The organism is Hoeflea sp. CAU 1731, assembly GCF_039888615.1.
Classification (GTDB): domain Bacteria; phylum Pseudomonadota; class Alphaproteobacteria; order Rhizobiales; family Rhizobiaceae; genus Flavimaribacter.
In genome coordinates this window covers 299,292-312,722 of record NZ_JBDQQS010000004.1, presented here as the reverse complement: position 1 = coordinate 312,722, position 13,431 = coordinate 299,292, and the positions used below count along the sequence as shown (strand labels likewise).

The 13,431-nt window shown below is 61.1% G+C and carries 11 protein-coding genes; 5 read left to right on the top strand and 6 right to left on the bottom strand.

The window, feature by feature from the left end; all coding sequences use genetic code 11:
• Positions 1 to 263 precede the first annotated feature (263 nt).
• Both AAFN47_RS09510 and AAFN47_RS09505 read right to left on the bottom strand, forming a co-directional pair.
• Positions 264 to 1,460 carry an OsmC family protein gene (locus AAFN47_RS09510; protein ID WP_499808977.1) on the bottom strand — a complete coding sequence of 399 codons (1,197 nt, stop codon included), beginning with the start codon at positions 1,458 to 1,460 and terminating at the stop codon, positions 264 to 266.
• A gap of 96 nt (positions 1,461 to 1,556) precedes the next feature.
• Positions 1,557 to 2,555: an AraC family transcriptional regulator gene (locus AAFN47_RS09505; protein WP_499808976.1), complete on the bottom strand. Its 999-nt coding sequence runs from the start codon at positions 2,553 to 2,555 to the stop codon at positions 1,557 to 1,559.
• 130 nt (positions 2,556 to 2,685) lie between these two features.
• Here AAFN47_RS09505 and AAFN47_RS09500 point away from each other — a divergent pair, with 130 nt between their 5' ends.
• The 5 genes from AAFN47_RS09500 to AAFN47_RS09480 all read left to right on the top strand — a co-directional run bounded on the left by AAFN47_RS09500 (position 2,686) and on the right by AAFN47_RS09480 (position 8,160).
• Positions 2,686 to 3,132, top strand: a complete 447-nt coding sequence (locus AAFN47_RS09500; protein WP_499808975.1) for a cupin domain-containing protein — start codon at positions 2,686 to 2,688, stop codon at positions 3,130 to 3,132.
• A gap of 9 nt (positions 3,133 to 3,141) precedes the next feature.
• Positions 3,142 to 4,629, top strand: a complete 1,488-nt coding sequence (locus AAFN47_RS09495) for a flavin-containing monooxygenase (RefSeq protein ID WP_499808974.1) — start codon at positions 3,142 to 3,144, stop codon at positions 4,627 to 4,629.
• 381 nt (positions 4,630 to 5,010) lie between these two features.
• Positions 5,011 to 6,303, top strand: a complete 1,293-nt coding sequence (gene soxC, locus AAFN47_RS09490; protein ID WP_499808973.1) for a sulfite dehydrogenase — start codon at positions 5,011 to 5,013, stop codon at positions 6,301 to 6,303.
• The gene (locus tag AAFN47_RS09485; protein ID WP_499808972.1) at positions 6,290 to 6,817 is read left to right on the top strand and encodes a c-type cytochrome; all 528 of its coding nucleotides are present in this window, start codon (positions 6,290 to 6,292) and stop codon (positions 6,815 to 6,817) included. Before soxC ends, AAFN47_RS09485 begins: the two co-directional genes overlap by 14 nt.
• 101 nt (positions 6,818 to 6,918) lie before the next feature.
• Positions 6,919 to 8,160, top strand: coding sequence for a M24 family metallopeptidase (locus AAFN47_RS09480; protein ID WP_499808971.1), 1,242 nt, complete (start codon positions 6,919 to 6,921; stop codon positions 8,158 to 8,160).
• A 2-nt stretch (positions 8,161 to 8,162) separates the two neighbouring features.
• Here the strand turns inward: AAFN47_RS09480 and AAFN47_RS09475 are convergent, their stop codons facing one another.
• The 4 genes from AAFN47_RS09475 to AAFN47_RS09460 form a co-directional block, all read right to left on the bottom strand.
• Entirely contained in the window at positions 8,163 to 9,458 is a 1,296-nt protein-coding gene (locus tag AAFN47_RS09475) for a TRAP transporter large permease (RefSeq protein WP_499808970.1), read from the bottom strand.
• Positions 9,459 to 9,476: 18 nt separating this feature from the next.
• Positions 9,477 to 10,010, bottom strand: a complete 534-nt coding sequence (locus AAFN47_RS09470) for a TRAP transporter small permease (protein WP_499808969.1) — start codon at positions 10,008 to 10,010, stop codon at positions 9,477 to 9,479.
• 2 nt (positions 10,011 to 10,012) lie between these two features.
• Positions 10,013 to 11,023, bottom strand: coding sequence for a TRAP transporter substrate-binding protein DctP (dctP, locus tag AAFN47_RS09465; protein ID WP_499808968.1), 1,011 nt, complete (start codon positions 11,021 to 11,023; stop codon positions 10,013 to 10,015).
• 66 nt (positions 11,024 to 11,089) lie between these two features.
• A complete protein-coding gene (locus AAFN47_RS09460; protein ID WP_499808967.1) occupies positions 11,090 to 13,393 on the bottom strand; it encodes a TRAP transporter permease in 2,304 nt (767 codons plus the stop codon).
• Positions 13,394 to 13,431: the final 38 nt, after the last annotated feature.

Below are 13,431 nucleotides of genomic sequence, written 5' to 3'. Positions count from 1 at the left end.
GAATCTACGTTTCCGGGTCTTTAGACAAATCTGGCTTTGTTTCGGGAAATGGCGGTTTTGCTCGTATGGGCGGATCTGGGTTTGTTTCGGGAAATCGCGTTTTTCGAGAGTATCAGTAATCTGGCTTTGTTTCGGTAATCCGTATTTTCGTCTTTCCATCACCGCGCGGCGCCCTCGAACGCCGCCCGGATTCACCAAACATCTTAGTACATTTCCAGCTGGAATGCAGCCAAAAGTTCCTTTTTTGTTCGCACACAGAACTCCTATACGCGCCTGACGCGGAGTTTCGTCTTGAGGTCGGTCCGGCAGAAGGCGTGCAGAAAGCAGGTCTGTTCTGCAATATCGAGCATTTCGCGCGCCGTGTCGTCATTCTCCATCGTCGTGAGATAGACATGGGTCTCGACCGGGTCGGCCTTGCCGGGTTCGCCAGTGCCGCCGCTGGCGCCGCCAAGCGAGAAGAACGTGTCCTGCACGATGCGGTATTCGGGCAGATCGAGCTTCAGCATGCTGACGAAACGGCCGAACTGGGTCATGAAACAGAAACCGAACCCGGCCGAGATCAGCGTATTGGCGTCCGGCGCCCGCCCCTTGCCGCCGTCCGCCGGCGCCGGCTCCGAGAGAAACCGGAATGACGTGCCGTGAGGGCTGTACTGCATCTGGACGATGTCCTTCAAACCATCCTCGCGCAGCGTGCAAACGGCGCCGATGTTGAGCACCCGGTTCTGTTCGTCCGCGAGGCTTGAGCCAGCGGAGGTTGTGCCCAGCGCCACGTCCTTCTTCGGCGTCACGCCGACTGGCCCCACCAAGTCCAGGTCAGAGGATTCGGCCTCCAGGTCCTCAAATCGGGCGCCTGTTTCAGGATAGATATCGCCGAAAAGCGGCGCCGCATTGCCGAGTTGCAACTCGCGACCGTTCTTTGAAAGAGCGAACAGGCTCGCCAGCCGGCCCCGCATCAGACCGTTGAGCGGCGAAGCATGAACCGCGTCCATCAGCAGCTGGTTGAGCGCCGCGTCTTCAAGATCGCAATCGATCTCCACGACAAGTTCCACCGGGAGCGCGCCGCCAACCATCGTCCGCCGCTGCATCGAGCCCTTCATTGTGTAATAGTTGTCCTGGACGAGCCTGATATGCCGGATCTCAACTCCTTGCCGCCTTGCAAGCGCCAGGATCTCGTCCATGTAGGACGCCGCCATGCCGGCGCTGAGAAAAGCCAGGGGACAGGGAGCAGCGTCGTGTCCGTCGAGATAGGCGCCTTCGTCGCTGACCAGACGCCAGACAAGCCCTGTTCGCGCGGACGCGACAATCGCTTCCTTCTGGAAACCGGACAGCGATCGGATCCGGCTCTGCAGGGCGTCGCCACCACGGATTTCCGGAGGCTGGATGTCGAGATCATCCGGATTCGAGATCTTGAAGAAAGGCGCCAAAACACCGGCCCCAATGATGTTTTCACCAATTGGCATAAGTCACCCCCCTGGCAATCGGAGCGTCCATCTTGCTCCTTGACCACGCGACAGCATGGTTAACAGATTATAAAGGCCACAGTTTGACAGCATCGATCAATGAGACCGGTGGAGTGTCGTACTCGGGGTAATTCCGAATGCCTGCCGGTAGGCGGCAGAGAAACGGCCGAGATGATGAAAGCCCAGCGAATAGGCAACATCGGCGACGGCGCCGGGACTCTCGGGCTGCTGCAACTCGAAATGCGCCATATTCAGACGCTGGCGACGGAGATACTGCAACGGACTGCATCCGTAGTGATGCCGGAACGCCAGCTGGAGACACCTCACGCTGGCGCCCGCAGCCCGCGCCACATCTCCAATCGATATGTCTTCAGCAAGATTGGAATGCATGAAATCGCGGGCCACGCGCACCTGCCTGGGCAGAAAGGCCGGGCGGTCATCCCGCAGGAAACCGTCAAAATTGCTCGGCTGACTTTCGATGAAGTCATGAAGCAGTTCTTCCTCGACGACACTTCCGAAATGCCGCTCACCCGCGAATTCGTAGCCCGCATCGATAGCTTCGACACAGGTGCGTAACTTCATGGCCCACCGTTTCATTTCGGGCCGCCGTAAATCGACATTCGGGGCAAAAGCGGGAGATCCTGTCAATGCATGCCCGATCAGGGACTCCACAGTCGATTGAAGCCGATCCCTGTCGATCTGCACCAGGATCTTTTCGCACCCCTCGAACCAGCGCATGCTTGTATGATGTGTCGGATTGAGGATCGACGCCGTGTCGCCATTCGCCTCGACACATTGACCGCCGGTCGTGATGCGGGCATTCCCCCTGACCGGAACCTGGATCAGGTAGAAGCCCCCCAGTTCGCCCGGCTCTATCTCGACATCCGCACCGTAGCGCAGGTAGTTCAGCGACAGGCGGTTTCCGACCACGCGGTTGTAGCACGCATCGAAATTGTCCCGGGTGGTTGCCCTGTCCAGGCGGTGGCGGCAGAAGTTCCGGGAAACGATGTCGCGCGCACTGTCGAGCTCGGTTGTCTGGAACAACCGGTTGCGAGCCAGCGGCTCGAAATCGTTACCGCTCCGGACGACAGTCATGTCTCATCCTAATAAATTTTAAACTTGAAGCAAAGGGGCAACTCTCTAGCGCATTTATTTCGTTTTCCGGACAAGGCAGCCCGTCGGGAACAACTACACTCCCCTCATAAACAACAAAGAGGGAACCAACATGAAATTGACACCTGGCATCACTCCCGCGGCAAGCGGGGTCGACGGCGCATCCTGGAATGTGGTCGGTCACACCTACACACCGAAGCTGCTCAGCGACAATGCCTTCATCTGGCACGCCGTCATACCGGACGGCACCTTCGTGCCTCCGCATATTCACCCCACCCAGGACGAATGGATCTGTCTTCTGGAAGGCAATCTAGAGGTCGAATTCGGACCGGATGTTCACAAGGCCGGCCCCGGTGACACGATCTGCATGCCCAAGGGAATCGCCCACGGCATCTTCAACAGATCGGGCGCCGAAGCGACCTGCATTTTCGGCGTCGCGCCTGCGCGCAAGCTGTTCGACCTGTTCACTGTGCTGGACGGTGTGACTAATCCGGAAGAGCTGGTGCGCCTGTCCGCCTTGCACGAGGTGGACTTCCTGCCGCCGCCCGATTCCGAATAGGAGGCGGCCATGATCGAACGCAAAACGGTCGCCGTCATCGGCGGCGGCGTCAGCGGCCTTGCGGCCGTCAAGGCCTTCGACGAAAAGGGACATCGGGTCACCGGCTTCGAGCGAAGCCATGACATTGGAGGCGTCTGGGAACCGTCCCGTTCCTATCCAGATGTCCAGACCCAGTCTCCGAAAGACCTCTACAGGTTTACCGATCATCCGATGCCGGACGACTATCCGGAATGGCCGAAAGGTCCGCAGGTTCATGCATACCTCCACAGCTACTCCGACCTCCACAGGCTGCACCGCCTCTACCAGCTCAATACCGATGTGGTGTCGATGGACCGGCGCAACGACGGCAAGCCGGGATGGACACTGACACTGGAGGCAGGGGGGAAAACGCGGAAGGAAGATTTTGACTTCGTCGCAATCGCCACCGGCCAGTTTTCCGACAAGAACATCATAACCCATCCAGGTCAGGACGACTTCGTCGCCGGCGGCGGCAAGGTGATGCATTCCTCTGAATACACTGATCCGTCGATCGTCGAGGGCAAACGCGTCGTTGTCCTGGGCGGCTCCAAGTCGGCGACCGACATCGCGGTCAACGCCGCCAAAAGCAGCGCGAGCGCCGTGACACTTGTCTATCGCGAACCCGTCTGGCGGATTCCTTATTTCGTCGGCGGAATAAACTTCAAGCGGCTCTTGTACATGCGGGCTCAGGAAGAACAGTTCAACGCCTGGGGACGTGGCGGATTTGGCCGGATGGCTGCCGCTGTATCCAAGCCTGTCGTCTGGGCGAATTTCCGCGGCCTCGAAACCCTGCTGAAACTCCAACTCGGCCTGAAGAAGTGGGACATGGTGCCGAAAGCGCCGATCGAGAAGGATATCTCCTGCTCGATACCGATCGTCACGCCGGGACTCTTCGAAAGATTCAAGGACGGTTCGATCAAACCCGTTCAGGGCACCTTCGAACGCTACGAGGGCGATGAAATCCTGCTGTCGAACGGCGAACGCGTTGGATGCGACATCGCCCTCCTTGCCGTCGGCTGGAAACTCGGTGTTCCCTATCTAGGAGAAGAGTACCGCGAGAAACTGATCGAAGAGGATGGACAATACCGGGTCTACCGCCTGTCGGTGAACCCGGACCTGCCGGATATGGGCTTTGTCGGATTCAATTCCAGTTTCTGCACCGTGCTGTCGGCGGAAATGGTCGCCAACTGGCTCGTGCGCTACGCCGACGGTCAGCTCGCCCATCAGCCGACAGATGCCGAAATGCGCGAGAACATCGACATGATGCTCGACTGGCGACGCCGGGAACGACCGGCGGCCCAGATCTATGGCGGCCTGTGTTCGGCGCCGTTCCACTTCCGCCACTTCGACGAATTGCTGTCGGATATGGGCGCCAGGGTCAGAAAGCAGTCCAACCCGCTGGCGGAATATTTCTCATACCCCGATGCGGGAGCCTATGGCCGCTATCTGGCCTCCACGCCGCAGTATCACGCGGGTTAACAGGACAGGGCGCGATCTCGCGCCCTGTCATTGACCCGATTCATCGCCCGATGTCTTCGCGGAAAGCGCATCGATACGCTCGATATTCCGCCAGGACGAAATTGGCAAAGCAAAGGGACATCGGCTTGACGAAGCGGCGGTCGCATGGCTGGTTGCTCAGTCGCCGCAAACTGCTGAAAGCCGCCTTTGTCGCTTACGAGACTTCAAACGAGCCCTGTTCGCGCGGACGCAACGATCGCCTCCTTATGGAAACTGGAAAGCAACCGGATATCGATATCATAGCGACAAACCCGGGCGCGTTCCCGCGCCCTACCCTTCCTTTCCTTCGTCGCCTATAGTTCCACGACTCTTCCGACGTGATGGAGAGCAGCGGGATGGGCAATGGCGAAATCGAGAACAATCAGGGATGGCGGTTCGGCCGTGGCAGGCGGCGGTCTGCTCAGCCGCCGCAAGCTGCTGAAAGGCGCAGCACTTGGCGGGACAGCGGCGGCGCTCAGCCAGGGCGTCATCGAGGCCGTACATGCCGAGGCGGAGCCGCCAGACTGGGCGACACTTCCAGGCGAAGAAGTTCGCGGTTACGGTCTGCCGGCGCCGCAGGAAGCCGATGTAAAGCGAACCCAGTTCCAGATCTACGAGGATCTGTCGCCAGAATTCGGATTTTCCGGAACGCCGCTGCAAAAGTTGCGCGGCTCGATCACGCCAAACGGCCTGCACTTCGAGGTGCACCATGGCGGCCGGCCGGAAATCGCCCCCGAACAGCATCGACTGATGATCCACGGACTTGTTGAGCGGCCGCTGCAATTCGATCTCGCGTCGCTCGACCGCTATCCGATGGTCTCGCGCGTGCATTTCATCGAATGCGCCGGAAACGGCTTTCTCAATGCGGTCGAACCGGAACCGCAGGACGTCGGTCTGGACGTGCTGGCAGGTCTCGTCTCCAATGCCGAGTGGACGGGCGTTCCGCTCTCCATCCTGATGGAGGAAGCCGGCGTCAAAACCGAAGGCAAGTGGGTGATCGCCATCGGCGCCGACGCGGCCGGCCTCTCCCGCTCAATCCCGATGGAAAAGATCTTGGCGGACGGCATGCTGGCGCTCCACCAGAACGGCGAGCGCATACGCCCCGAACAGGGCTATCCGATGCGCACTCTCCTTCCCGGATACGAAGGCAACATGAACGTGAAATGGGTGACGAGCCTGCAGGTGGCATCTCAACCCGCCTTTACGCGTGATGAATCCGGCGCCTATTCCGACCCGCTGCCGGACGGTCGGGCCGTGCGCTTCAGCTTCGCTATGGGCGTGAAGTCGGTGATCACCCATCCTTCAGGCACAATGACAATGAATGGGCCGGGATTGTACGAGATTTCAGGCCTTGCATGGTCCGGCGGCGGCGCGATTGCACGGGTGGAGATATCGGCCGACGGCGGGACAAGCTGGGCGGACGCCGACCTGCAACAACCGGTTCAGTCAAAGGCGCTCACCCGCTTCACGATTCCCTGGCGCTGGGACGGATCGCCAACGCGACTGCTGAGCCGGGCAACGGATTCCAAAGGTCGCACACAGCCAACCCGCGCCGCGTGGAAAGCCCGCTATCACCCGACGAACATAAACCACTACAACGCCATCCAGGCCTGGGACGTTACGCCCGAGGGGAAGGTCGCCAATGCCTATGCGTAGCGGGTTTGCAGCGCTTGCCCTGCTGGGGCTCGCGACGACGACTTCCATGGCCGAGGGACCAGGTCTCGGGGTTCCGCTTTCCGAAGCGGACATACCAGCCTTCGCGATCCATATCATGCCGGATGGAACCGGCCTGCCCGATGGTTCCGGTACGGCTGCTGAAGGCGCCGAAATCTATGAGTTCCAGTGCGCGTTTTGCCATGGCGAAACTGCCAGCGAAGGACCAATAGAGCCGCTGGCGGCGCCGCATCCGGGCGAATTCTCGCGCGCAGCCGGCAGCTACTGGCCCTACGCCACCACACTGTTCGACTATATTCGCCGCGCCATGCCCTTTCATGCGCCGAAGTCGCTGGAAGACGACGAGGTTTACGCTCTGACAGCCTTTGTCCTTGCGCGAAGCGGCGTCATCGACGAAACCGACCCCATGGACGCGAAGACATTGCCGAAAGTCGAAATGCCCGCACGGGACTTGACGGTCGACCTGTGGCGCCTGCAGGGCGAAGAACCGTTCTGAAGGGGACTCTGTTGCCTGTGCGACCTTGCGCATGTCGTGCTGCGCGCCCATTAGATTGAGACACCTGGAATTCGGGCGGGTTAATCAGGAGGTGAGGTTCGATGGCAAATCTTGACCGCAAACGCGCCGAACAGTTGATGTCCGATGCGGGGATCGACGGACTGATACTGCTCTCGCCTGACAGCTTCCTCTACGCAACCGGGGCCTCCCCCGGAGTGGCCACCATGTGGGGCAGAGCCGGCGCCGTCGCCGTTTTCGTCCCCGCAGATTGTGCCAGACCGGAGACGGCCGTCGTCAGCGACCTGTTTGCGCGGAGCTTCCGCAAAGCCAGTCACATAACGGACATTCGCGAATGCCCGATATGGGTGGAAACTACGAACCTCGACGACATCGATCCGGACATTCCTCCCGAACAACAGGTTGCGGCCGCCTGGCGCATCGCCGGTCGCCCCGATCGCTTTGCACGTCCCGAAACCTTTGACCCTGACCTGTGCTACCGCCACCTGGCGGATATCCTGCGCGAACGCGGTCTCGATCAGGCGCGCATCGGATTTGAGGCCTCAGGGATTTCCGCAAGGGACTTCAACGCCTTCAAGGCTGCGATTGGCGACGTGGACCTGGTCGATGCAACGACGCTGATCGCCCGGCTGAAAATGGTGAAATCCGCTGATGAGATCGCCAATCTGCGTCTCGCGGTTCAGATTGCGGAAACCGGCATTGAGGCGCTGCGGGGAGCGATTGGGCCGGGCGTGACCCGAGACGCGCTTGCAGACGTCTGGCGAAAGGCGGTTGAGAGCCATCCGGACAGCCGATCGCTGAGCGGTGCGTGGGAGTACGTCTCCGTCGGGGAAAATCCATGGGGAGGAAACGCGGCGGTCACCCCTGGAGACCTGATCAAGGTGGATGTAGGATGTCTTGTGAACGGTTACACGTCCGATACCGGCCGGACCTTTGTCTTTGGCTCACCCGGCCGGACGCAGGCTCGCCTTTTTGACGCGCTCATGAAGGGGTTCATAGCGGGATCTGCGTTACTGAAACCGGGTGTGCCCTTGTCGGAAGTCCATCGGGTCACGCTTGCAGCGATCCGCGATACAGGATTTCCCGGTTATACGAGAGGTCATTTCGGGCATGGGCTCGGCGCTGGTCCCGGAAGCGAGGAATGGCCGTTCATTTCCGCGGAGTCGGACGTTGTTTTCGAGCCCGGCATGGTCATGGCGTTCGAGTGCCCGTGGTATATTGACGGGCTTGGCGGGATGATCATAGAGAACCAGTTGCTGATTACCGGAAGAGGGTGCGAGATGATGAACACGCTGCCCCTCGACCTCGTTCACATTCCGGACTGACGTCACATCACAATGGACGGCAGGAACAGCGCGATCTGGGGCATGACGGCCAGTATCGCGATACCCGCCAGCAGGATCAGCCAATAGGGAATGGTGGCGATCGCGGCTTCGCCGAGCGACACCTTTTCGTCCGTGACGGAAACGAGGACAGACAGGTTGAGTCCCACAGGCGGCGTCACCTGCCCGATCTCGATCAGGATGGTGATGATGACGCCGAGCCAGATCGCGTCGAAGCCAAGTCCGACCATCAGAGGCGCCACGATGGGAAGCGTCATGATCATAAGCGATAGCCCATCGAAGAAACAACCAAGCACCAGGTAGATCAGGACGACAAGCGCCAGAACCGCCACCGGTCCGAGATCCGCAGCGCGCACAGCCTCCAGGATGGCCTGCGGAACGCCGAGCAGGCTTACCGCCTGCGCAAGAATTGTCGCGCCCATGACAACGAAGGCGATCGACGCGAAGAGGAGGATCGCCGCAAAGAAACTCTCGGCGAGCGTCTTCATGGTCAGATTGCCCCAGAACCGTCCCACGACGATCGTCGCGATGACGCCTATTCCGGCCGCCTCGGTCGGCGTCGCCACGCCGAACGCGATGCTGCCCATGATCGCGAGGATCAGCAGCAGGAATGGCCACAGGCTGAGCAGATTGACGAGAATGACCCTGAGGCCGGCGGACGCCCCGCGTTGCGGAACGAGGCGCGGCTGGGAGAGACAGCGCAGCAGGATGTAGATCATGAACATCGCCGCAAGCAGCAGGCCCGGCAACAGACCGGCCATGAACAACCGCCCGATGGAGGTCTCGGTCAAAGCCCCGTAGATGAGCAACGAGAGGCTGGGCGGAATCAGCAGGCCCAGCGTCCCTCCCCCGGCCAGGGACGCCACCACCATCCGTTTGTCATAACCGCGCTCCGTCATTTCGGGATAGGCGACGGAACCGACCGCCGCGGCGGTCGACAGGCTCGAACCGCTGACCGCGCCAAAAAGCGTGCAGACAGCGATGTTGGTGTGCAACAGCCCGCCCGGAACGCGCTGGAACAGCGGCGTCAGCGCCGAGTAAATCCTCTCGCTGATGCCGCTGCGCAGCATGATCTCGCCAAGAATGATGAAGAGCGGAATGGCGCTGAGCGTAAAGGAGTTGAACACGTTCCAGACGGCGTCGACAGCGACATAGGTCGAGCCGCCGGCGAGGAAGTGCAGGATCAGAAGTCCGGTCAGCCCGAGCGCCGCGCCGAGAGCCAGCCCGGAACCCGCGAACACCGCCAGACCGCCAATCAGTATGCCCCAGAAACCGAACATCGCTTTTCTTCCGCCTGATCAGGGTCGAGCGGTTTGATTCCGGCCGCCGCCGGATGCGCCGCGCGCCAGAAACGCGGCCATGGTCAACGCCATGGACAAGGGAAGAAGCGCCATCCAAGGATACATTAAAAGACGGCCGACTTCGGTCTTGATGTTGCGGTCAATCGCGAATTCCAGCCATGGAAGGCAGAGCACGAAAAACCAGAGGCAGAAGGCGGCGCCGAACAGCGCCGCGAGAACCCCGGCCGCCCGCGCCGCGCGCGCGGGAAGCGTCGTGACGAGCACAAGAACGCGAACATGCTTGGCCCGCAGCGTCGCCAGAGGAAGAGCGAGGAAGAAAGCGGCCGTCATCAGAAGTCCGACGAGTTCTTCCGTAAACCGGAACGGCGCGAACGCGAAGTACCGCATGGCCACGCTCGCGCCAATCAGAACGACGATCGCGACGCCGCCCGCCGCCGCCAGCAGGGCCATCGCGTTGAAGACAGGCAAAAGCAGTCTCTCGACGCGTTCGGCGATTGCCGAACGCCTGTCTTCATCCGTTCCGTGCTGCAAGCTCAGCGCCCCAGGGATTCGAGGATTCTCTGTCTGTACTCGGGCGCGGCGCCGCCTGCTTCCTCGGCCATCTCCAGCCATGTGGCGGAGGCTGCTTCGAGGAACGCCGCGCGATCTTCTTCAGAGAACGGCTCGAGAAACTCGATCCCCTGCTCGGTGAGCTTGGCGCGCGCGGCCTGCTCGTTTTCTTCCGCCTTGGAATACTCGTTGGTGCGTTCCCAGACGCGGGCAGCCGCCGTTTCAACGGCTTCGCGCTCGGCGTCGCTCAGGCTTTCCCACGCGCCTTTGGAAGCGCCAAGAACATAAGGAACGCCCGCCACCGGATAAAGATAGGAGGCGTATTTCGTGACTTCCTGAAGCGATATGGTGTGCGCGAAGAGCGCTGGATAGACCGCGCAGTCGACCACGCCGGTCTGAAGCGCCACGTAAAGGTCGTTCTGACCCACGATCTGCGCAGAGACGCCAAGTTTGGTGAAGGTTTCGACCTGATCGGCGCTCCAGACGCGGAGCTTCTTCGTCTTGAGGTCTTCGAGCGTGCGAACCGGCTCCTCCCGACAGAAGATCGAGGCCTTCAGGAGCGGCAGCGCCATGAACCCGGTCGGCACGATATCGAGTTCGCCGAGCACTTCGGTGTAGATCTCCTGGATTTCCGGCAGCGCGGCGATCAGTTCCTCGGGGCTGCCGACCGATCCCTGGATCATCACCGCGTTCAGTGCGGGAACGTCGCGGCCGAGGTAGTTCGCCCAGACCAGACCCATTTCCACAGCCCCGCGGGGCAGCCAGCGCGCCACGTCGTTGTCCTTGAGGTTCAGCGAACCGCCGTGGAAGACGTCGATCGTAAGGCTTCCGCCGCTCAGATCCGCCACGTCCTCTGCGAAGGTTTCCAGTTGCGCGGACTCTCCCCGGCCTTCCGGAAGCCCGTTGTTGAATTTCCATTCTGCGGCGTTCGCGGTTCCGGCCGCCATTCCCAGAACCAGTGTCGCGGAAAGTATTCGGCGAAAAACTTTGTACATCCCTGTGCTCCCTTGTTTTGCTTGAACTTATACGCAAGCCGGCGCCACAGCAATGTGGATGTGAGGTCAGGCCCGGGACGCCGCTTCCTGTGTCCTGCGCTCAAAAACGAGATTTCTCGCAATCAGAAGCAGGCCGAAAACAATGCCTGCCCACATCAATACCGGCGTCTTCCACAGGACCAGTACCGCAAGGGCGAGCCGCAGGGCGATTTCCCAGGCTGCGATCGGGCCGCGATCATAACGCGCCAGCGCCGACGCCAGAAGGTAGAGCGCGAGCAGGATGCGCAGGCCAAGCAGGCTGAGCGCAAGCCAGTCCGGCTCGCCGGTGTAGCCCGCGATCAGTTCGCGCCCTCCGGCTTCATTGGTAATGGTAACCGCCTCCTCGATCAGAAGCAATTCCGGATACCAGGCGAAGATGAACGGGATCGTGAACATCACGATTCCGACCCGCACGGCGGCGAAACCGGTGCGCATGGGCTCGGTGCGGGTGATCGAGGCGGCGGCGAACGCGGCGACCGCCACCGGTGGCGTGATGGCGGATGCGACGGCGAAATAGAACACGAACATGTTCGCAGTGAAGAAACTGACGCCGAGTTGCGCGAGCAGCGGTCCGAGCAGCAGCGCGACGTTCACATAGGCCGGCACCGTGGGCATGCCCATGCCAAGGATGATTGCGCACAGCATCGCGCAGGTGAGCGCCAGCATCAGGTAGAAGCCGCCGGAAATATGGATCGTCAAACCGAACACGTCGATGAACTCCGCCTGTTCCAGCCAGGTCGTGACGGCCCGCGTCAGTTCGCCTGTCAGCCCGCTTTCGTTCAGAAAGGCGGCGATGATCGAGACTGCGAACAACAGGAGGAACAAACGCGAAAGAAGGATGCCGCCGTCGGCAAGAGAGATGAGAATTTTCACCGGCCTGGCGCGTGTTTTCGGATCAAGAAACAGCAGCGGCAGCAGCACGGCGACGGCCCACCAGCCGGCCGAGACCGCGTCGCCGGTCGCATTGACGATGGTCTGCACCACCCCGGCCGGAAGAACGGTCGCAACGAAACTGCCGGTATAGAAATCCTTGCTTCCGAGCAGCAGGACAAGGATCGTGAGGATCGGAACGACAATGATGATCAGGTTCCACCAGTCCTGCCGGTCCATGACCAGGTCTTCCGGTATATCGCGCATGGCTTCCACGCGCTCGCGGCGCGCCTGAAACATGACCGCGAGAAAGATCGAGAAAAAGAAGGCGATCGCCGGCAGAAACGCCGCCGTGATCACCTTGCTGTAGGGCACGGCCGTCAAGGCCACCAGCACGAACGCGGCGACGCCCATGACCGGCGGCATGATCTGCCCGCCGGACGACGCCGCGGCCTCGACCCCACCGGCGAACTGCGGCGAGAAGCCGTTGCGCCGCATCATGGGGATGGTCAGGCGCCCAGTGGACAAGACGTTGGTGACCGGCCCGCCGGTGATTGTGCCGAACATCGCCGAGGAGACAATCGCCGCATGCGCCGGCCCGCCGCGCAGGTTGCGCGTGAGGCGCACCGCGACCTTTATCAGCGACGTGCCGCCGGCCGACGTACCGAACAAGGAGCCGAGAATGACATAGGGGAAGACCTGGTTGACGACGATGTCCATGAACCGGCCCATGAAACCGTCCGGCGTAATGAACACGTTGGTCGCCTTCTGGATGGCGGCGGCGGTGGCGTCGCCGCCATCGGCCCCAAGCTTTGTCAGAAGGAAATTGTTTTCCGACAGTCCGAAAACCCAGATCAGCGCGGTTGCGACCGTGTAGAGCACGACGACGCTGGCTACAATCACCAGCGGCAGACCCCATACCCGCACATTGTAAAGGAAAAACAGTGTGATGATCGTGAACAGCAGCGGGATGATCCAGACGCCGAAACGCGCCTGGCACGCCGGCACCTCGGCTTCGAGCGAAATGCCCGGAATGACGCCCTGCGCCCGCTCCGCCGCTTCCTGGATCAGCCGCGCGCGTTCGCCCGAGATCTGGTCGAAGAGGCAGATGGAATCGGTCTCGACCAGGAACCCGAGCGCGCCCAGAAACGCGGCGAGTATGAGCCCGGCGTCCAGCAGAAAGCCAAGCCAGGCAAGCTCCGGCTTCTCCCTTTTCCATTCCCGGTAAACGCTGGCGTCCAGCATCACGATCGCCATCATCAGGAAGAAAAACGGCGGGTAGAAATATTGCGGGGCAAAACCGGAAACACGGAAGAACTTCTGACCGGTCAGATCGCGCGCAAGGTCCTGCAGACCCGGGATTTCCGGCATCGTGTTGACGAGCCCGACGATCACGAGGATCAGCGCGAGAACAAGCGCCAGCCATTGCCCGAAAGGGCGTTTTGTCTCTTCCTGCGTCATGACCCGCGCCCCTTGCGGAGCCTGTCCGGGGACAGGCT

What these genes read in the sequence shown, in the direction of transcription:
- AAFN47_RS09485 (WP_499808972.1), top strand. Translation starts at nt 6,290, where the DNA reads ATGCCTATGCGTAGCGGGTTTGCAGCGCTTGCCCTGCTGGGGCTCGCG.
- AAFN47_RS09505 (WP_499808976.1), bottom strand. Translation starts at nt 2,555, where the DNA reads ATGACTGTCGTCCGGAGCGGTAACGATTTCGAGCCGCTGGCTCGCAAC.
- AAFN47_RS09460 (WP_499808967.1), bottom strand. Translation starts at nt 13,393, where the DNA reads ATGACGCAGGAAGAGACAAAACGCCCTTTCGGGCAATGGCTGGCGCTT.
- soxC (WP_499808973.1), top strand. Translation starts at nt 5,011, where the DNA reads ATGGCGAAATCGAGAACAATCAGGGATGGCGGTTCGGCCGTGGCAGGC.
- AAFN47_RS09475 (WP_499808970.1), bottom strand. Translation starts at nt 9,458, where the DNA reads ATGTTCGGTTTCTGGGGCATACTGATTGGCGGTCTGGCGGTGTTCGCG.
- AAFN47_RS09495 (WP_499808974.1), top strand. Translation starts at nt 3,142, where the DNA reads ATGATCGAACGCAAAACGGTCGCCGTCATCGGCGGCGGCGTCAGCGGC.
- AAFN47_RS09480 (WP_499808971.1), top strand. Translation starts at nt 6,919, where the DNA reads ATGGCAAATCTTGACCGCAAACGCGCCGAACAGTTGATGTCCGATGCG.
- AAFN47_RS09510 (WP_499808977.1), bottom strand. Translation starts at nt 1,460, where the DNA reads ATGCCAATTGGTGAAAACATCATTGGGGCCGGTGTTTTGGCGCCTTTC.
- dctP (WP_499808968.1), bottom strand. Translation starts at nt 11,023, where the DNA reads ATGTACAAAGTTTTTCGCCGAATACTTTCCGCGACACTGGTTCTGGGA.
- AAFN47_RS09500 (WP_499808975.1), top strand. Translation starts at nt 2,686, where the DNA reads ATGAAATTGACACCTGGCATCACTCCCGCGGCAAGCGGGGTCGACGGC.